This is a genomic window from Flexivirga sp. YIM B11880 (assembly GCF_058148645.1).
Map to the genome: position 1 here is coordinate 1 of NZ_JBMAMH010000011.1, position 18107 is coordinate 18107.

The 18107-nt window shown below is 68.5% G+C and carries 18 protein-coding genes; 8 read left to right on the plus strand and 10 right to left on the minus strand.

All coding sequences use genetic code 11. The annotated features are described in order from the left end of the window. The 3 genes from ACN8HC_RS14975 to ACN8HC_RS14985 all read left to right on the plus strand — a co-directional run. The coding region (locus ACN8HC_RS14975) for an electron transfer flavoprotein subunit beta/FixA family protein (RefSeq protein WP_490075635.1) at nt 1–244 on the plus strand (244 nt) is incomplete at its 5' end. A gap of 26 nt (nt 245–270) precedes the next feature. Further along, on the plus strand, nt 271–1230 hold the full coding sequence (locus ACN8HC_RS14980) for an electron transfer flavoprotein subunit alpha/FixB family protein (RefSeq protein WP_490075636.1): 960 nt from the start codon (nt 271–273) through the stop codon (nt 1228–1230). Between the two features lie 148 nt (nt 1231–1378). Beyond that, nucleotides 1379–2590, plus strand: coding sequence for a L,D-transpeptidase (locus tag ACN8HC_RS14985; protein WP_490075637.1), 1212 nt, complete (start codon nt 1379–1381; stop codon nt 2588–2590). A gap of 23 nt (nt 2591–2613) precedes the next feature. Here the strand turns inward: ACN8HC_RS14985 and ACN8HC_RS14990 are convergent, their stop codons facing one another. After that, nucleotides 2614–3993 carry a sugar porter family MFS transporter gene (locus tag ACN8HC_RS14990; RefSeq protein ID WP_490075638.1) on the minus strand — a complete coding sequence of 460 codons (1380 nt, stop codon included), beginning with the start codon at nt 3991–3993 and terminating at the stop codon, nt 2614–2616. Between the two features lie 110 nt (nt 3994–4103). Between ACN8HC_RS14990 and ACN8HC_RS14995 the strand changes: the two genes are divergently transcribed. Beyond that, nucleotides 4104–4985 carry an alpha/beta hydrolase gene (locus ACN8HC_RS14995; RefSeq protein ID WP_490075639.1) on the plus strand — a complete coding sequence of 294 codons (882 nt, stop codon included), beginning with the start codon at nt 4104–4106 and terminating at the stop codon, nt 4983–4985. Between the two features lie 106 nt (nt 4986–5091). Here ACN8HC_RS14995 and ACN8HC_RS15000 read toward each other — a convergent pair whose 3' ends face one another. The 3 genes from ACN8HC_RS15000 to glnA all read right to left on the minus strand — a co-directional run bounded on the left by ACN8HC_RS15000 (nt 5092) and on the right by glnA (nt 7521). Next, nucleotides 5092–5430: a HepT-like ribonuclease domain-containing protein gene (locus ACN8HC_RS15000; protein WP_490075640.1), complete on the minus strand. Its 339-nt coding sequence runs from the start codon at nt 5428–5430 to the stop codon at nt 5092–5094. After that, on the minus strand, nt 5427–5756 hold the full coding sequence (locus ACN8HC_RS15005; RefSeq protein WP_490075641.1) for a nucleotidyltransferase family protein: 330 nt from the start codon (nt 5754–5756) through the stop codon (nt 5427–5429). The genes ACN8HC_RS15000 and ACN8HC_RS15005 overlap by 4 nt, the downstream gene beginning before the upstream one ends. Nucleotides 5757–6096: 340 nt before the next feature. Beyond that, nucleotides 6097–7521 carry a type I glutamate--ammonia ligase gene (gene glnA, locus ACN8HC_RS15010; protein ID WP_490075642.1) on the minus strand — a complete coding sequence of 475 codons (1425 nt, stop codon included), beginning with the start codon at nt 7519–7521 and terminating at the stop codon, nt 6097–6099. A 228-nt stretch (nt 7522–7749) separates the two neighbouring features. On the opposite strand from glnA, the gene ACN8HC_RS15015 reads away from it, so the two are divergent. Next, complete coding sequence (locus ACN8HC_RS15015; RefSeq protein ID WP_490075643.1) at nt 7750–8157, plus strand: RDD family protein; 408 nt, start codon at nt 7750–7752, stop codon at nt 8155–8157. Between the two features lie 16 nt (nt 8158–8173). Here ACN8HC_RS15015 and ACN8HC_RS15020 read toward each other — a convergent pair whose 3' ends face one another. Genes ACN8HC_RS15020 through ACN8HC_RS15045 form a run of 6 tightly spaced genes read right to left on the minus strand, consistent with a single transcriptional unit; the run spans nt 8174 to nt 12997 of the window. Continuing rightward, nucleotides 8174–9268: a S1C family serine protease gene (locus ACN8HC_RS15020; RefSeq protein ID WP_490075644.1), complete on the minus strand. Its 1095-nt coding sequence runs from the start codon at nt 9266–9268 to the stop codon at nt 8174–8176. A gap of 38 nt (nt 9269–9306) precedes the next feature. Next, a complete protein-coding gene (locus ACN8HC_RS15025; RefSeq protein WP_490075645.1) occupies nt 9307–10068 on the minus strand; it encodes a DUF4191 domain-containing protein in 762 nt (253 codons plus the stop codon). Nucleotides 10069–10073: 5 nt separating this feature from the next. Then, nucleotides 10074–11099 (minus strand): lipoyl synthase, encoded by a 1026-nt coding sequence (lipA, locus tag ACN8HC_RS15030; RefSeq protein ID WP_490075646.1) that lies wholly within the window; start codon nt 11097–11099, stop codon nt 10074–10076. Nucleotides 11100–11144: 45 nt separating this feature from the next. Beyond that, entirely contained in the window at nt 11145–11747 is a 603-nt protein-coding gene (locus ACN8HC_RS15035) for a flavin reductase family protein (protein WP_490075647.1), read from the minus strand. A 6-nt stretch (nt 11748–11753) separates the two neighbouring features. Next, on the minus strand, nt 11754–12527 hold the full coding sequence (locus ACN8HC_RS15040) for a slipin family protein (protein WP_490075648.1): 774 nt from the start codon (nt 12525–12527) through the stop codon (nt 11754–11756). Beyond that, on the minus strand, nt 12500–12997 hold the full coding sequence (locus tag ACN8HC_RS15045) for an NfeD family protein (protein WP_490075649.1): 498 nt from the start codon (nt 12995–12997) through the stop codon (nt 12500–12502). Before ACN8HC_RS15045 ends, ACN8HC_RS15040 begins: the two co-directional genes overlap by 28 nt. Nucleotides 12998–13129: 132 nt before the next feature. Here ACN8HC_RS15045 and map point away from each other — a divergent pair, with 132 nt between their 5' ends. The 3 genes from map (at nt 13130) to smc (ending at nt 18107) form a co-directional block, all read left to right on the plus strand. Then, nucleotides 13130–13903, plus strand: a complete 774-nt coding sequence (gene map, locus ACN8HC_RS15050; protein WP_490075650.1) for a type I methionyl aminopeptidase — start codon at nt 13130–13132, stop codon at nt 13901–13903. Beyond that, nucleotides 13900–14397: a GNAT family N-acetyltransferase gene (locus ACN8HC_RS15055; protein ID WP_490075651.1), complete on the plus strand. Its 498-nt coding sequence runs from the start codon at nt 13900–13902 to the stop codon at nt 14395–14397. Before map ends, ACN8HC_RS15055 begins: the two co-directional genes overlap by 4 nt. A gap of 62 nt (nt 14398–14459) precedes the next feature. Continuing rightward, entirely contained in the window at nt 14460–18107 is a 3648-nt protein-coding gene (smc, locus tag ACN8HC_RS15060; RefSeq protein ID WP_490075652.1) for a chromosome segregation protein SMC, read from the plus strand.

Genomic DNA, 18107 nt, shown 5'->3' on the forward strand with positions numbered 1-18107 from the left:
TCAGGTCAACGAGCCCAGGTATCCGTCGTTCAAGGGGATCATGGCCGCGAAGAAGAAGCCGGTGGAAACGTGGTCGTTGGCGGATTTGGGGGTGGATGCCGGGCGGGTCGGGCCGGACAACGCGGGCACGAAGGTCGTGTCGTTCACGGCGCGTCCGCCACGGGAGCAGGGTGAGATCATCACGGACGAGGGTGATGGCGGCACCCGGTTGGCGGAGTTCCTGGCCACGTCCAAACTGCTTTGATCGACTGAGAGACAAGGAGATTCGTCATGGCTGAGGTCCTGGTTCTGGTCGATCACATCGACGGTCAGGTGAAGAAGAATACGGCGGAGTTGTTGACGCTGGCGCGTCGGCTCGGTGAGCCGTCGGCGGTGTTCGTCGGTGGCGGGGTGGAGGCGGCGCGGCCCCGGTTGGCGCAGTTCGGCGCCGCGAAGGTGTACGTGATCGACAGCCCGGAGGTCACGGGCGGGTTGGCGGCGCCGTTGGCGGAGGCGCTGGCCGCGGTGGTCGCCCAGGCGAACCCGGTCGCGATCCTGTTGCCCACGAGTGGGGTGGCCAAGGAGGCGGCGGCCCGGTTGGCGGTCAAGACCGGTGGCGGGCTGATCACCGACGCGACCAACGTGGAGGCCGGCGCCGAGGGTGTGCAGACGACGCAGTCGGCGTTCGCGTCCAACTACACGGTCACCTCGGTGGTCACCAAGGGGCCGGCGATCGTGACGGTCAAGGCCAACACCGTCCCGCCGACCGCGGCGCAGGCGGCCGCCACCGTGGTGCCGGTCGACGTGCAGGTCTCGCAGGTGGCGAAGGCGGCCAGGATCACCGCCACCGAGGCCAAGGCGAAGTCGGGGCGGCCGGAGTTGACCGAGGCGCAGATCGTGGTGTCCGGTGGCCGGGGGACCGGGGGCGACTTCGGGCCGGTGGAGGAGTTCGCCGACACCCTGGGTGCCGCCGTGGGTGCGTCCCGGGCGGCGGTGGATGCGGGGTGGTACCCGCACGCCAACCAGGTCGGGCAGACCGGCAAGCAGGTGTCTCCGCAGTTGTATGTCGCGGCCGGGATCTCCGGGGCGATCCAGCACCGCGCCGGGATGCAGACCTCCAAGACCATCGTCGCGATCAATAAGGACGAAGAAGCACCCATCTTCGAACTCGTCGACTTCGGCGTCGTCGGCGACCTCTTCACCGTCCTGCCCCAAGCCACCCAAGCAGTCAAGGCAGCCAAGGGCAGCTGACCGCCGGATCGACCGGCACCGGACAATGACGATCCGGTTTCGATTCCCTGTGCGCGGCGCGTGCCGTTACGGTTCCACCCCCTGAGCGACTTACCGTGGCGAGTGCAACTGTTCGAAACCCATTGGGGGGTATGGCGTGTCCGGTGCCGTGACTCGACGTGTGGCGATGGGTGCTGCGCTCGCGGCGGCGACCGCCGGCATCGCCGCGTGCGGCAATCGTCATACGGCGCAGGGATCAGGGGCGTCCGAGACCAGAGCACCGCTGGGCACCGCGACGCCCTCGTCGAAGCCCGCGCCGACTCCCGCCCGGGTCACCGTCACGGGCGCGCAGAACGGCACCGTGGCCTTCGGCGCCGCGGTCACGCTGGCCTCGTCCGCTGCCCTCCGGTCGATGACGGTGCAGGACGGCGGCGGCAAGGCGGTCGAGGGCAGCCTCGCCGCCGATGCTCGGTCGTGGGTCAGCACCGGCCCGATCGGGCCCGAGCAGACCTGGTCCTGGCAGGCGCTGACGAAGGCGGGCGCCGGCAGCGAAGGCACGCTCACCTCGACGCCCGCGGCGCGGATCGTCCGAGCGACCGCGAACATCGGCGTCGACAAGACCGTCGGCGTTGCCGCGCCCATCGTGGTGAAGTTCGCGACGCAGGTCACCGACAAGGCCGCAGTCGAGAAGGAACTGCAGGTGCTGATCCGGCCGACCGGGTCGAATGCCGCCTGGACGCAGGCCGTCGGGTCCTGGGCGTGGCTGCCCGACAACGCGCCGGACTCGGAGGTGCACTTCCGGACGAAGGACTACTGGCCGGCGCACTCCGACGTCCACGTCATCCTGCCGCTCGCCCACCTCGACTGGGGTGGCGGTGTCACCGGCGTGCAGGATCTGGACTGGCAGTTCAGCATCGGAAGGTCACAGGTGGTGATCGCCGACGCGCGCAAGCACACCATCGTGATCTACCGGGACGGCGTGCGGGTTGCCACCTACCCGGCGTCATACGGCCTGGACTCCGACCCGCGACGCAACACCCGCACCGGCATCAACATCGTCACCGACAAGCTCGAGACCGTCGAGATGAAGTCGAAGCTGTTCCACTACGACGAGATCGAGCACTGGGCGGTCCGCTTCAACAACAACGGGCAGTTCATCCACGCCAACCCGAAAACGGTGCAGTACCAAGGCAAGACGAACGTCTCGCACGGCTGCATCAACCTGTCCACGCCGGATGCCAAGGCCTACTACGCGACGGCGATCTACGGTGACCCGATCGACGTACGCGGGACGAAGGTCAAACTCGCCGACACCCGCACGGAGCTCTACGACTGGGCACTGTCGTGGCAACAGTGGAAGGCGATGTCGGCGCTGACCTGACGTTGCCCACGGGGCGGAATGAGTCACGACTCCTCCGCGCCCACTTCCTCCTGGATCTCCTCGAGCGACTTGCCGCGGGTCTCCGGCACCCGGAAGACGAAGAACACCAGGGCGAGGACGGCGAGGCCGGCATAGAGGAAGAAGACTCCCTGCCGGCTGATCCAGCCGCTCAGACTCAGGAACGTCTGCGCCACAAGGAAGTTCGCGCCCCAGTTGAAGATGGTCGCCACCGACATCGCCTTGCTCCGCACGCCGACCGGGAAGATCTCCGAGATCATCAACCAGAAGACCGGACCGAGACCGATCGCGAAGCCGGCGATGAAGAGCACCAGGCCGCCGAGCGCTAACCAGCCGTAGTCGTGTTGCAGTGTGCTCGAACTGAAGTAGGCGCCCAGCACGAGCAACGCGATCATCAGGACGACCGTGCCGACGTTGAGCAGGACCCGCCGCCCCACCCGGTCCAGCAGGAGGACGGCGATGATGGTGAACACGACGTTCGTCACGCCGACCACGAGCGTCCCGGCCAGTGAGGCGGCGTTGGTCAGGCCGGTGCCGCTGAGGATCGTCGGGGCGTAGTAGATGACGGTGTTGACGCCGACGAACTGCTGCGCGACGGCGAGCATGATGCCGACCAGGATCATCGGGCGCAGCCGCGGCTCGAAGAGCGTGCGGACCGACGCCTCGCCCTCGGCGCGGTTGGCTTCCTCGATCTCGTCCATCTCGGCGTCGACGTCGGCGTCCTCGTCGCCGCTGCGCAGCTCCTCGAGCACCTGCTTGGCGCGATCGCGCTGTCCGGACAGGGTGAGCCAGCGCGGTGTGTGGGGAACGGTCAGCATCCCGACGGCGAGCATCGCGCCCGGCAAGGCGGCGATGCCCAGCATCCAGCGCCAGTTGTACGCGAAGTCCTTGAAGAGGTAGTTGACGATGTAGGCGATGAGGATGCCGGTCACCACGGCCATCTGGTTGAACGACGTCAGGCCACCGCGAACGCGTGGCGGCGACACCTCGGAGATGTAGAGCGGGGACACGAAGGACGCGGTTCCCACCGAGATGCCGAGCACGAATCGGCAGCCGATCAGCATCTCGGCGTTGACGCTGAACGCGCACCCCAGGGCGGCCGCGAAGTAGAGGCCGCCGGAGAAGACCTTCGTCCACTTCCGGCTGATCCGGTCGGCCAGGTATCCCGACGCGAGGGCGCCGACCATGGCGCCGAGCAGGAGCACCGCGACGATCGCCTCCTGCTCGAACTGACCCGCGTGCAGATCCTTGCGGATGTAGAGCAGTGCGCCGGAGATCACCCCGGTGTCGTAGCCGAACAGCAGTCCACCGATCGCCGCAATGACACTGATGCGCACGAGCAGACCGTTGCCGGTCTCTCGCATCCCCTTGACGAAACCCGCCATGTTCTCACCTCTCCCGGGCGTGGCTACCCACAGTCGGCGCCGCGCACACGGAGCTACTCGTATAGTCGGGGCCGGGTGAGCCGCGCGAAGCGGCATACAAGGGGGTCGGGGTGGCAGGACACGACGCATCACAGAGGGGGCTGGGGCGCCGGCACTTCCTGATCGGCGGCGGTGCGCTCGTCGCCGCTGCGACGGTCGGCGTCGCCGGCGTCGAGCTCGCCGATCACTCGCTCTTCGAGCGAGGCATGCACCGCATCGGCCTCAGTTCGAGTCCGGATCGGCAGTTCGAGCCCTCGGGCGCGACCGAGGAGTCCGGTCGCTTCGTGAGCAGATATATGCGCGGCAACGTCGGCTGGACGGTGTCCCGACCGGCCGGGAGCGGCTCACCGAGCGGAGTCATCGTGTGCCTGCACGGTTTCGGCGGAAATCACCGCTTCGCCTTCGATCACGTCCACCTGCCCGACGCGGCCGCGTCGGTCGGCATGCGGGTCGCCGTGGCCGGCGTCGACGGTGGCGCGGACAGCTACTGGCACCGGCGCGCCGACGGCACCGACGCGCAGTCCACGCTGCTGCGGGAGTTCCTGCCGATGTTGCGGGCGAGGTTCGGCGACGTGCCCTATGCGCTGATGGGTTGGTCGATGGGCGGGTATGGCGCGCTGCTCGCGGCGGAGCGCGCCAGCTCCACCTTCGTCGGCGTCGCCCCGGCCAGCCCCGCGCTGTGGACCACGCCGTCCGCCACTGCTCCCGGCGCGTTCGACAACCGTGCCGACTACTACGCCAACGATGTCTTCACGCAGGTCGGGAAGCTGCGCGGACTCACGGTCGCCGTGGCGTGCGGCACCGGCGATCCCTTCTACCAGGCGACCCGAAACCTGGTGGGACTGATGAACTTTCCGCATCGGGCGTTCTTCGGATCCGGCTACCACGACGCCGCCTACTGGCGCAGTGCAGCGCCCGACCAGCTACGTGTGTTGCGGTCGGTCCTTACGTGATTTCCACCCGGAAGGAACGCAGGTCCCCTCGGACAGGGCAGACCAGGATGAAACGTTGTGCTTGATGACGACATCAGCCGACACCGCTCGGCATCCGACGAATCCGCTAGTCGTCGCTCGGAATTGAGGCCCTAAGCCGGGCCACCGCCTCTGCGAGTGGTTGCAGATCCTTGTCGATCACCGCCTGGACGATTTCCGGGCTGGTCGCGAAGTAATGATGGGCGAGGAAGTCGCCCATGCCAGCGATCCTGCTCCACGGGATCGTGGGCTCGCGCTCGGTCAGCTCCGGACTGAGGGACTTCACGGCTTCCCCGATCTCCAATAGCCGCATCGCTACCGCGTCGAGCACGAGCTCGATAGAGATCGGTCCGTGGACGAGGTGCGCGCGGATCGTCCCAATGGCGTCCGTGATGTCGTCGAGAATGTCGACGTCGGCTCGCTTCATAGCGGAACGAAGTCCTTCTCGGCGTGTGCCCGAACCCGCGGCTTGAGCCCGGAGCGTGGGATCAGATCGACGGGTACGCCGATGACGTCCTCCAGCTCGTGCTGGATTCCGATGATGTCGATGATGCTGGTGGCTGGCGCGAAATCGACGAGCAGATCGACGTCGCTTTCTTCGTGGTCGTCGCCCCGTGCAGCGCTCCCGAAGATCTCGGGATTGGTGACTCCATGTCGACGCAACACTTCGAGGACTTCCTCGCGGTGAGAGACCAGGAGGCGACCTTTCGGACCGCTGAGAGGCTCCCGCGCCGGCATTCTGCTATCGGACATGGCTCGATTGTATAGAGACTGCTGAGACTGGCCCCGGACATTTGTGTGCCTGCGGTGGCAACGGCCCTATGTCATCTGCGCGGCATAGCGCCCGTCTGGCATAGGAAGCGGAGCGAAGACCGTCACATGCGAAATGCCCCGGACCAGAAAGTGGTCCGGGGCATTTCAGCCGCTCGGTCTCGATACGCGCGTTCCTCCGCCTCACTCCTCAGATGTCGTGCTCGATGACGACATCTTGCGGGGCTCGGCTACGGCACACCTCGCTAGCGCCCTTCGATACGCCCTCGGCTGGCGCCTCGGGCTACTCAGGACACCGCTCGGCGTACCTCCACCTCACTCCTCAGATGTCGTAGTAGAGCTCGAACTCGTGCGGGTGCGGCCGGAAGCGCAGCGGGTCGACCTCGTGGGTGCGCTTGTAGTCGATCCACGTCTCGATGAGGTCCTCGGTGAACACGTCGCCCTCCGTGAGGAAGTCATGGTCGGCCTCGAGCGCATTCAGCACTGCCGGAAGCGAATCCGGGACCTGCTCGATGTTGGCGTGCTCCTCCGGCGGCAGCTCGTAGAGGTCCTTGTCGACCGGCTCCGGCGGCTCGATGCGGTTCTTGATGCCGTCCAGACCGGCCATCAGCTGCGCCGCGAACGACAGATAGGGGTTCGCTGACGGGTCCGGGATGCGGAACTCGATGCGCTTGGCCTTCGGCGAGGTGCCGGCGATCGGGATGCGGATGCACGCCGACCGGTTGCGCGCCGAGTAGACCAGGTTGACCGGAGCCTCGTAGCCCGGGACCAACCGGTGGTAGGAGTTCACCGTCGGGTTGGTGAACGCCAGCAGCGACGGGGCGTGCTTGAGCAGGCCCCCGACATACCAGCGAGCCAGGTCGGACAGCCCGCCATACCCCTTCTCGTCATAGAAGAGCGGCTCACCGTCCTTCCACAGTGACTGGTGGGTGTGCATGCCCGAGCCGTTGTCGCCGAAGAGCGGCTTCGGCATGAACGTGGCCGTCTTGCGCGCCTCGAAGCAGGTGTTCTTGACGACGTACTTGAACTTCATGATGTCGTCGCCGGAGGCCTTCAGCGTGGAGAACGTGTAGTTGATCTCCTGCTGGCCCGCGGTGCCGACCTCGTGGTGGGCGCGCTCGACGCTGAGGCCGACCTGGGCCAGCTTGGCGCAGATGTCGTCCCGCAGGTCGGAGAAGTGGTCGACCGGTGCGACCGGGAAGTAGCCGCCCTTGTAGCGCGGCTTGTAGCCCAGGTTGCCGCCCTCCTCGTCGCGCCCGGTGTTCCAGGCGCCCTCGACCGAGTCGATGAAGTAGTAGCCGGCGTTCGCCTTGGTCTCGAAGCGGATGTCGTCGAAGATGTAGAACTCCGCCTCGGCGCCGAAGTAGGCGGTGTCCGCGATGCCGGTCGACTTCAGGTAGGCCTCCGCCTTCGCCGCGATGTTCCGCGGGTCACGCGAATATGCCTCTCCGGTAAACGGATCCACGATCGAGAAATTGAGGATCAGCGTCTTGTGCTTGCGGAAGGGATCGATGAATGCCGACGTCGGGTCCGCGATCAGCTTCATGTCGGACTCGTGGATCGCCTGGAAACCACGGATCGACGAGCCGTCGAACATGGCGCCTTCCCGGATCGCGTCCTCGTCGAGGGTGGCCGCCGGCACATTGAAGTGCTGCATCACACCGGGGAGGTCACAGAATCGGATGTCGACGAATTGAACGTCTTCGTCCTTGATGTACTTCAAGACCTCGTCGGCCGTGGTGAACATGGATCCTCCATCGATTTTCTCTTCTCGCGGGCGGCTTCGAGCGCCGCGCGCCGGGACCGACCTTACGGGGTCGCAGTTTCCCGGCCATGACCCGTGTGTTTCGGCAGTGTTACGCCGGCCTGAGAGTCTCGGATGGTGGACGCGGTGTTCGTATGTCGTCACACCCCCTCTCGCGCTTGGTGTCGGCAGCTCCAACTATTCTTGGTGCACGTGGAAACGAGCAGAGTCGTGAACGACACCGACGAGGGCTCCGGCCGCACTGCGCCGGCCCACGGTCCGGGCTCGCCCGCTCGCCTCGGCCCGCGGGCGGTGGCACTCGTCATCGACTGGCTGATCTGCTCGGTGATCGCCGCGGGCTTCCTCGGCTACCGCTTCGGCGCCGACGGCCGCAGCTGGACGCCGCTCGTCGTGTTCTTCGTCGAGAACGTCCTGTTGGTGGGCACTCTCGGCTCCACCGTGGGCCACCGGGTGGTTGGTCTGCACGTCTCCAAGCTGTGCGGCCGCGCCGCCGGGCCGGTTGCCGCGCTGATCCGCACCGCCCTGCTGTGCCTCTTCATTCCCGCCGTCGTCTGGGACAAGGACGGCCGCGGCATGCACGACCGGTTGGCCGGCACCGTCATCCGACGGGTGCGGTGACGCAGGCCGAATCCGGTCAGCCCGGTAGTGACCCCAGCGTGACCTTGACGGTCCGTGTGGTCCCGTCGGCCTGCGTGACCTTCACGCTCACGGTCTTGCCCGGCGAGAGGTTTGCCAGCACTGCCGCCAGATCCTGCTCGGAGGGGGTGGGCGTGCCGTTGACGGCGGTGATGACCTCACCCGCCGTCAACCCCGCCTTGGAGGCTCCACTGCCCGGTTCGACGCTCAAGATCCCGACGCCGCCACTCTGACCGTTCGGGCCGGCGACGGTCGCAACGCGCACGCCGAGAGCCGCTCGGTGGGAGTTGGTGACCTTACCGTGTGCCACCAGTTGGGTGGCGATGTCCTTGACGATGTCCGACGAAATGGCGAAGCCGATGCCGGGTGCCGCACCGCCGCCCAGTTGCGAGTCGGTCGCGGCGAGCGTCGGGATGCCGACGACCTGGCCGGCCAGGTTCACCAGCGCGCCACCGCTGTTGCCCGGGTTGATCGCGGCGCTGGTCTGAATGGTGTCGGGCAGCGTCGCACCCGGCGAGTCGCCCCCTTGCGGCTCGCTGACGGTTCGGCCGACGGCCGAGATGATGCCGTTGGTGACACTGCTGGCGAGCCCGAGCGGGTTGCCCACGGCCAGGACGATGTCACCCACCTGCGCCTTCTTGGAATCGGCGAACGTGGCCGGCTTCAGCCCGGCCGGTGTGCTGACCCGGATCACCGCGAGATCGTCTGGCGGATAGGCGCCGACCAGCTTTGCCGTCAATGGGGTCGCGCTGCCGGAGCGGGTCACCGTGAAGGACTTCGCGGACCCGACGACGTGGTCGTTGGTGACGATGTCGCCCTTGGAGTCGAACACGATGCCGGAGCCGAGGTCCTTGCTGGTGCGGATCAGCACCACCGACGGCAGGACCGACTTGATCGTGCGCACGTAGTCGTCCTGCAACCCGGACGCGTCCGACGGCGGTGCTCCGGCGCCGAGCCGGCCGGATGACGAGGCCGGCGACTTGCTGGAACTGGCGGGCGAGGGGTGGCTGGAAGCGGTGCAGCCGGTCAGGATCAGCGCGCCGACGATCAGCGCCGCACCGCCACTCAGCAGCGTCACACGGTGTCGAGCCATCGATCGCTGACCGCGTCGACTCATCTCAACCTCCAGATTTACCGGCCGCGGAGCGCCTTGCGGTCCATCTTCGGCGCGTTGCGCGGGTCCATGCCCTTGGGGATGGGCGGCTTCGCGGCGCCGAGCGCACGCAGCCGCTTGGTGACGGCCTGCACCTCGGCGTCGGTGAGCTTGCCGTCGAGCTTCTTCATCGTCTTGGTCAGCTCGCCGAGCTTGACCGTGTCCTCGCCGGCGCCGACCCGCAGCAGGTGCACCGGCACCTCAGGGCCGGCGACACGCGAGACGCGCTTGCGCTCCGACTCGAGCAGCTTGCGCGAAGCGCCGCTCGGTCCTTCACCGATGAGCACGACACCCGGCTTGCCGACGGCACGGAAAACCAGTGCGGCGTTTGACAGTTCGGACATGCGACGCGCCCGTCCGGCCTCCGCGGCAACCGGCTCCTGCTCGTAGGTCCAGCCGCGCTTCAGCCCCTGCAGCGCGGCGCCCGTGCCGCCCGCCTGACCCTCGAGGGCGCCGTATGCCGCGCGCTCGGCGAGCCGGCCGAAGACGATCATCGCGGCGAGCAGGCCGAAGAGAATGCCGATGATGCCGGTGTAGATGTAGCTGTGGAAGACGAAGTGCAGCAGGAAGGTCAGCACCAGGAAGGTGACCAGGAAAGCGCCCGCCATCCACAGCGGGATCTTCGGGTTGTGCTTGACCGAAACCTGGAAGAGCGTCTTGAACTGCGAGAGCCGGCCCGGATTGTCCGGATCCTTCGGCTTCCGCGCGAAACGGGACTTCTTCTCGGGCTGCGTCGACATACTTATCAGGATATGTCAGCGGGGGTCCGCGCCACGAGCGCGGCGGCCTCCTGCCGGGCGGGGGAGGACGACGCCGCCGCGAGGTGCGCCAGGTGCTGCGGCAGCTGGCGGCCCAGCTTGGCCATCGCCCCGGCATACAGCTTCCCGGCGCGGTATGACGACCGGACCAGCGGCCCGGCCATCACGCCGAGGAAACCCAGGTCCGTGGCCACGTCGGACCACTGCACGAACTCCTCCGGCTTCACCCACCGGTCGATCGGGTGGTGCTTGGGGGAGGGGCGCAGGTATTGCGTGATGGTGAGGATGTCGCAGCCGGCGTCGTGCAGATCGCGGATCGCTTGCTCGACCTCGTGGTCCTCCTCGCCCATGCCGAGGATCAGGTTGGACTTGGTGATCAATCCGGCCGCCTTGGCCATGGTGAGCACCCGCAGGGACTTGTCGTAGGTGAACGCCGGACGGATCCGCTTGAAGATGCGCGGCACCGTCTCCAGGTTGTGCGCGAAGACCTCCGGCCCGGCCTCGAAGACCTGGCCGACCAGCTCCGGCTTGGCACCGAAGTCGGGCGGCAGGATCTCCACCCCGGTGTTGGGGTTGAGCGCGTGGATCGCGCGAATCGTCTCGGCATACAACCGGGCGGCGCCGTCCGGCTGGTCGTCGCGCGCCACCCCGGTGACGGTGCAGTAACGCAGGTTCATCTCCTGGATCGACTCGGCGACCCGGCGCGGCTCGTCCATGTCCAGCGCGGTCGGTCGGCCGGTGGCGATGTCGCAGAAGTCGCAGCGACGGGTGCACACGTCGCCGCCGATGAGGAAGGTCGCCTCCCGGTCCTCCCAGCACTCGAAGATGTTGGGACAGCCGGCTTCCTGGCACACGGTGTGCAGACCCTGGCTCTTCACCAGCTGGTGTAGGCCGGTGTATGCCGGGCCCATCTTCGCGGTGGTGCGGATCCAGCTCGGCTTGCGCTCGATCGGCGTCTCGGCGTTGCGCGCCTCGACGCGCAGCATCTTGCGGCCCTCTGGTGCGACAGTCACCCCACCAGGCTACGTGCCCGACGTCGGACGGCGGTGGCTGGTCTCTCAGTCCGGGCGGCGCAGGTCCAGCCGGGTGTCACCCGTGATGCCGTAATAGGTCGTCGGCCCGCCCGCACGCAGCAGCGGATCGGCGGCCAGCGTGTCGAAGACGCCGTCGGCGATGAGCCGCTCGTCGATGTGCACGCCGACGACCTCGCCGACCACGAACCAGCTGCCGACCGCCGCGCCCTGTGCCGACTGCAGGGGGACGATCTGCGTGACCCGGCACTCGAAGTTGACCGGCGACCTCGCCACCCGCGGCGCGGCGATCTCGGTCGACTCCGCCGCGTCCAGGCCGGACACCTCGAACTCGTCGACGTCGTGCGTGGTGGAGGTCGCGTTCATCTGCTCGGCGAGTGCCCGCGTGGCGAGGTTCCAGGTGAATTCCCTTGTCGCGTCACAGTTTGCGACCGTGCCCTTCCAGCCGTTGCTGGAGAAGCCGACCAGCGGCGGCCGATAGTGCAGTGCGTTGAAGAAGCTGTATGGCGCCAGGTTGCGCCGCCCTTCCGCGTCGACCGTCCCGATCCAGCCGATCGGCCGCGGCGCGACGATCGAATTGAACGGGTCGTGGGCGAGGCGGTGGCCTTCGGCAGGGCGGTAGAAGTGCACGGAGGCCTATTCTGCCTCGGGGCGGCCCTTCATCTGCTCCAGGAGGGGCTGCACCAGGTCGACCGGCAGCGGTATGACGACGGACGACTTCGCGTTGCTGCCGATCTCCAGCAAGGTCTGCAGGTAGCGCAGCTGCAGCGCGGTCGGGTTGCGGCTCATCACGTCCGCCGCGTCGGCCAGCTGCGTGGACGCCTGGTATTCGCCTTCCGCGTTGATGACCTTGGCCCGGCGTTCTCGTTCGGCTTCGGCCTGCCGGGCGATGGCGCGCTGCATGCTCGCCGGGATCTCGACGTCCTTGATCTCGACCACCGACACCTTGACGCCCCACGGCTCGGTCTGCTGGTCGATGACCTTCTGCAGGTCCTCGTTGAGCCGTTCGCGTTCGGCGAGCAGCGTGTCCAGCTCCGCCTTGCCGAGCACGGCGCGCAGCGAGGTCTGCGCGATCTGGGTGGTCGCCGCCAGGAAGTTCTCCACCTCGACGATCGCGTGGTTGGCGTCCATGACCCGGAAGTAGGCCACCGCCGTGACGCGGACCGGCACGTTGTCCCGGGTGATGATGTCCTGGGCGGGCACGTTGAGGGTGACCGTGCGGAGATCGACGCGGACCATCCGGTCGACCACCGGGATCAGCAGCGCCAGGCCGGGCTCCTTCATCTGCACCAGTCGGCCGAGCCGGAAGACGACCCCGCGTTCGTATTCGCGCAGAATGCGGACGGATGAGCCGCCGAGTGCGATCAGGATGACGGCCAGGATCACAACGAGAGTGATGACGGCTTCCATATCGGCCTCACCTCCCACGCATGCGGGCGGCGTACGGCCACCGACAGTCCGTCGAGCTCGGCCACCACGACGGTGTCGCCCGGTGCGGGCATCGGATCCTCCCAGCCGTAGGCGAGTTCCGCGTGCCACAGGGCACCCGCAACCGAGACCTGGCCCTCGCGCTCCGACCAGGACCGGACGACGGCCTTGCTGCCGACCAGTGCGTCGGGGCCGCTCCGGATCTCCTGATGGCGAGCCACGATGACTTCCCGCGCGATGATCAGCAGCGTCACCAGGCCGGTGATCGCCAGGAACGCCGCGACGGGGATCGTCACCCACCAGGCCGCCCCTGCGCCGCCGAGGATCATGCCGACCCCTGTCGCGGTGGCGAGCGTCCCGGCGACACCGAGCACCCCTGCGGTGTTGATGTGGGCCTCGACGACCAGCACGGCGACGCCGACCAGCACCGCGATGACTCCGAGCAGAACCATGTCGATCACCTCGTGGGCCGGCTCCGAAGGTTGCCGCGTGGAGCAGTGATCCAACGGGTTCGGCAGCCTGTCCCGTTCCCGATCCCAGGATATCCCTCTACCTGCGAATGGCCCTCGGCATACGGTAGGGCGGTGATCGAACTGAAGTCACCCGCCGAGATCGAGGCGATGCGCCCGGCCGGCCGTTTCGTCGCCTCGGTGCTGACCGCGCTGCGCGACGCCGCGGGCGTCGGCGTCAACCTTCTCGAGCTGGATGCGTTGGCGCACAAGATGATTCGCGACGCCGGCGCGGAGTCGTGCTACATCGACTACCACCCGAGCTTCGGTGCGATGCCCTTCGGGAAGGTGCTGTGCACCAGCGTCAACGACGCCGTGCTGCACGGGCTGCCGCACGACTACACGCTGCGGGACGGCGATCTGCTGTCCGTCGACTTCGCGGCGAGCGTCGACGGGTGGGTGTCCGACTCCGCGCTGTCCGTGGTCGTCGGCACGCCCGACCCCGAGGACCTGCGGGTGATCAAGACGACCGAGGACGCGCTCGCCGCCGCCATCGAGGTGGCCAAGCCCGGCAACAAGCTCGGCGACATCTCCGCGACCATCGGCGACGTCGCCCGCGCGAACGGCTACACCGTCAACACCCAGTTCGGCGGGCACGGCGTCGGGCGGACGATGCACGGCGACCCGCACGTGCCCAACGACGGTCGGGCCGGCCGCGGCCTGAAGCTGCGGCCGGGCCTGGTCATCGCGATCGAGCCGTGGCTGATGCGCGGCACCGACGAGATCTACACCGACCAGGACGGCTGGACGCTGCGGTCCGGCGACGGCTCGCGGGGTGCGCACTCGGAGCACACGATCGCGATCACCGAGGGCGACCCGATCGTCTTCACCGATCGTTCGGCCGTATGACGCTGCCGCGCGGTCCGGGAGGGAGCCCGCTGCCCGGTGTCCCGGGCATCCGCGTGGCGGCGGCGACGGCCGGGCAGGTCCCGCAGATCGTCGCGCTGCTCGCCGACGACGTGCTCGGACGGGACCGCGAATCCAGCGCCGTGGCCGCGTATGACGAAGCCTTCGCCGTCATCGACGCCGATCCGAGCGAGCACCTGCTGGTGCTGCTCGACGAGAGCGACGCGGTCGTCGGGACGGCGCAGCTCGGCTTCGTCCGCAGCCTGTCCCGGGGCGGTGCGTTGCGTGCGCAGATCGAGGCGGTGCGGGTCGGCGGGGCCTTGCGCGGTCGCGGCGTCGGCCGGGCGTTCTTCGGGTTCATGATCGAGGCGGCCCGCGGGCAAGGGGCCGCGCTGGTGCAGCTGACGAGTGACCTGCAGCGCGCTGACGCCATACGGTTCTATGCGTCGCTGGGCTTCGTGCACAGCCACGCCGGTCTCAAGCTGCCGCTCAGCTGAACCCTCCCCAGTAGAGTGGCGGCGATCGCCATACACCAGAACGCCGAGGAGCCAGCCCGCTCGTGTACGTCAAGAGCCTGACCCTGAAGGGCTTCAAGTCCTTCGCCTCGGCGACCTCGATGAAACTCGAGCCCGGCATCACCTGCATCGTCGGTCCCAACGGGTCCGGCAAGTCCAACGTCGTCGATGCGCTCGCCTGGGTGATGGGCGAGCAGGGTGCCAAGAGCCTGCGCGGCGGCAAGATGGAGGACGTCATCTTCGCCGGCACGGCCGGTCGTGCGCCGCTGGGCCGCGCCGAGGTGACGCTGACCATCGACAACTCCGACGGTGCGCTGCCGATCGACTACACCGAGGTGACGATCAGCCGCACGATGTTCAAGGGTGGCGGCTCCGAATACGCCATCAACGGCACCTCCTGCCGGCTGCTGGACATCCAGGAGTTGCTGTCCGACTCCGGCATCGGCCGCGAGATGCACGTCATCGTCGGGCAGGGGCAACTCGACGCGGTGCTGCGCGCCACGCCGGAGGAGCGCCGCGGGTTCATCGAGGAGGCCGCCGGTGTCCTCAAGCACCGCAAGCGCAAGGAACGCGCGCTGCGCAAACTCGACGCCATGGAGGCCAACCTGGCCCGCGTCACCGACCTCACCACCGAGATCCGCCGCCAGCTCGGCCCGCTCGGCCGGCAGGCCGAGACGGCCCGCAAGGCCGCGACCATCCAGGCCGACGTCCGGGACGCCCGCTTGCGGCTGCTGGCTGACGACCTCGCTCAGCTCACGAGCAATCTCGAGCAGGAGGTCGCCGACGAGACCGCACTGCTGGAGCGACAGCGCGCGGTCGAGCAGTCGCTGGCCGCCGCCAAGGCGCGGCTCGAGCAGCTGGAGGCCGAATCCGCCTTTGCCGCACCGGCTCTCACCAAGACGCAGGAGCAGTGGTTCGCGCTCTCGTCGTTGCGGGAGCGGATCGAGGCGACCGCGTCCCTGGCCGCTGAGCGGGTGCGGCTGCTCTCCGAGGACGATCAGCACGAGGAGTCGCGCTCGGGTCGCAGCCCGGAGCAGTTGCAGCAGCAGGCGGCGAAGGTCCGCGACGAGCACGACGCGCTGCAGCAGCAGATCGCACAGGCCAAGGTTGCGCTGCAACAGGCCACCGAACGCCGCGCCGATCTCGAGCAAGCGCACCAGGCGGAGCAGCAGCGGCTGACCAAGCTGGCCCGCGCTGCGGCGGACCGGCGCGAGGGCCTGGCCAAGCTGGAGGGCCAGGTCGCCGCCCGGCGCAGCCGCACCGAGGCGGGGGAGTCCGAGCTCGGCCGGCTCACGGCCAGCATGGCCGAAGTCGCCGAGCGCTCGACACGCGCCGAGCGGGAGTTCGCCGCACTCGAAGCCACCATCGCGCAGGACGAGGCCGGCGAGGAGGACCTCGACGCGGCATACGAAGAGGCACAGGCCAAGCTCGACGAGGTCAAAGCCGCCTTCGAGGAGGCCCGCGAGGAGGAGCGGACCGCCGACCGCGATCGCACCGGTCATCAGGCCCGGCTGGAGGCGCTCGAGCTGGGGCTGCGGCGCAAGGACGGCGCCGCGCATCTGCTCGGTGCGGAGGGATCCAGCGGGCTGCGCGGGTCGGTCTCCGAGCTGGTCTCGGTCGAGCCGGGCCACGAGGCCGCCGTCGCCGCCGCGCTCGGCTGGGCCGCCGATGCCGTGGTGGCGGAGTCGTTCGAGCAGGCGGCCGAGGCCGTCGACCGGTTGCGCGCGGACGACGCCGGCCGCGCGGGAATGCTCTTCCGCGGTGGCCGGCCCGAGCCGGCCGACGGCTGGCCGTCGCTGCCGGCCGGAGCCCGGTGGGCGCGTGAGGTGATCGGCGCACCGCCGGACGTGGCGCCCACCGTGGAGGCGCTGTTGGAGCGCGTTGCACTGGTCGACTCGGTCGACATTGCGAAAACTGTTGTGTCCCTTGATCATCGAGTCACCGCCGTCACTCCCGACGGTGATGTGTATGCCGCGGGCTTCGTCCGTGGCGGTTCGGCCGGGGCACCCAGCCTGCTCGAGATCCAGTCCGCGGTCGACGAGACCCGCGACAAGGTCGAGGAAGCGACACGTCGCAAGGAGAAGGCACAGTTCGCCGCGGAGCAGGCACGCAACAAAGCCGTCGAGCTGAGTGCGGCGGTCGACGAGGCACTCGAGCGACTCAACGAGTCCGACGCGCGCATGTCCGCCGTGGCCGAACAGCTCAGCCAGCTCGGCCAGGTGATGCGCAGCGCGAAGGCCGAACGCGAACGCCTGCAGACGCAGCACACCGCCGCCGAGGAGCAGCTCGCGGCCGGTCGCGCGGAGCTGGCGGACCTGGAGCAGCGGCTCGCGGCGGCGCTGGAGGAGCCGAGCGAGGAGGAGCCGACCACCGACGAGCGGGACCGGCTGGCGGCCGAGGCGGCGGCTGCGCGCAGCGCGGAGACCGAGGAGCGGCTGGGCCTGCGCACCCGGGAGGAGCGCGCGAAGTCTCTCGCCGACCGTGCCAAATCTCTTGAAGCAGCTGCGCGTTCGGAGATCGAGGCGCGGGAGCGGGCGCGTGCCCGGCGCGAGCGTCGGGCCCGGGACGCCCGGGTCGCGCGCGCCGTGCAGGACGGTGCCGGGCACGCGGTGACGGTGGTGGCGCAGCTGCTCGAGGTGGCGACGGAGCGTCGCGCCGAGGCCGACCGGATCAAGGCGGAGCTGGACCGGGCGCTGAAGGACGAGCGGACCCGAGTGGCGAGCATCGGCGACGAACTGCGCGAGCTGACCGACACGGTGCACCGCGACGAGGTCGCGCGCGCCCAGCAGCGGCTGCGCATCGAGACGCTGCAGACCAAGGCCGTCGAGGAGCATGGCATCGACCCGGACGTGCTGGTCGAGGAGTTCGGGCCGCACCAGTTGATCCCGCACGTGCCGGGTCCCGACGACGACCCGGACAACCTGCCCGAGCCGATCGCCTTCGTCCGAGAGGTGCAGGAGAAGCGGCTGCGGTCGGCGGAGCGCAAGCTCAGTCAGCTCGGGCGGGTGAATCCGCTTGCGCTGGAAGAGTTCGCGGCGCTGGAGGAGCGGCACAAATTCCTCACCGAGCAGCTGGAGGACCTGAAGAAGTCCAAGCTGGATCTGCTCGACATCGTCGCCGAGGTCGACAAGCGGGTGGAGCAGGCGTTCACCGAGGCGTTCGAGGACACGGCCCGCGAGTTCGAGGGGGTCTTCAGCCGGCTCTTTCCTGGTGGCGAGGGCCGGATCACGCTGACCGACCCCGGCAACATGCTCACCACCGGCATCGAGGTCGAGGCCCGCCCGCCGGGCAAGAAGATCAAGCGCCTCTCGCTGCTGTCCGGCGGGGAGCGCTCGCTGGTCGCCGTCGCGTTGCTGGTCGCGATCTTCAAGGCGCGGCCCAGCCCGTTCTACATCATGGACGAGGTGGAGGCCGCGCTCGACGACGCCAACCTCGGGCGGCTGATCACGCTCTTCGAGGAGCTGCGCGACTCCAGCCAGCTCATCGTCATCACCCACCAGAAGCGCACCATGGAGATCGCCGACGCCCTGTATGGCGTGAGCATGCGCGGTGACGGCGTGACGACGGTCGTGTCCCAGCGCATCAAGGACGTGTTGCCCGGTGGCGGCGTGGAGGTGGAGACCACGCACAGCGTCACCGAGGGCAAGACCGTGGAGGACTCCGGCATACCGGCCTTGTCCTCGATGAGCTGA

Bases quoted from the DNA above. Each gene is read 5' to 3' on its own strand.
- ACN8HC_RS15025 (WP_490075645.1), bottom strand. From the start codon at position 10,068: ATGTCGACGCAGCCCGAGAAGAAGTCCCGTTTCGCGCGGAAGCCGAAG.
- ACN8HC_RS15000 (WP_490075640.1), bottom strand. From the start codon at position 5,430: ATGAAGCGAGCCGACGTCGACATTCTCGACGACATCACGGACGCCATT.
- ACN8HC_RS14980 (WP_490075636.1), top strand. From the start codon at position 271: ATGGCTGAGGTCCTGGTTCTGGTCGATCACATCGACGGTCAGGTGAAG.
- ACN8HC_RS15040 (WP_490075648.1), bottom strand. From the start codon at position 12,527: ATGGAAGCCGTCATCACTCTCGTTGTGATCCTGGCCGTCATCCTGATC.
- ACN8HC_RS15020 (WP_490075644.1), bottom strand. From the start codon at position 9,268: ATGGCTCGACACCGTGTGACGCTGCTGAGTGGCGGTGCGGCGCTGATC.
- ACN8HC_RS15045 (WP_490075649.1), bottom strand. From the start codon at position 12,997: ATGGTTCTGCTCGGAGTCATCGCGGTGCTGGTCGGCGTCGCCGTGCTG.
- glnA (WP_490075642.1), bottom strand. From the start codon at position 7,521: ATGTTCACCACGGCCGACGAGGTCTTGAAGTACATCAAGGACGAAGAC.
- ACN8HC_RS15005 (WP_490075641.1), bottom strand. From the start codon at position 5,756: ATGTCCGATAGCAGAATGCCGGCGCGGGAGCCTCTCAGCGGTCCGAAA.
- ACN8HC_RS15055 (WP_490075651.1), top strand. From the start codon at position 13,900: ATGACGCTGCCGCGCGGTCCGGGAGGGAGCCCGCTGCCCGGTGTCCCG.
- ACN8HC_RS14990 (WP_490075638.1), bottom strand. From the start codon at position 3,993: ATGGCGGGTTTCGTCAAGGGGATGCGAGAGACCGGCAACGGTCTGCTC.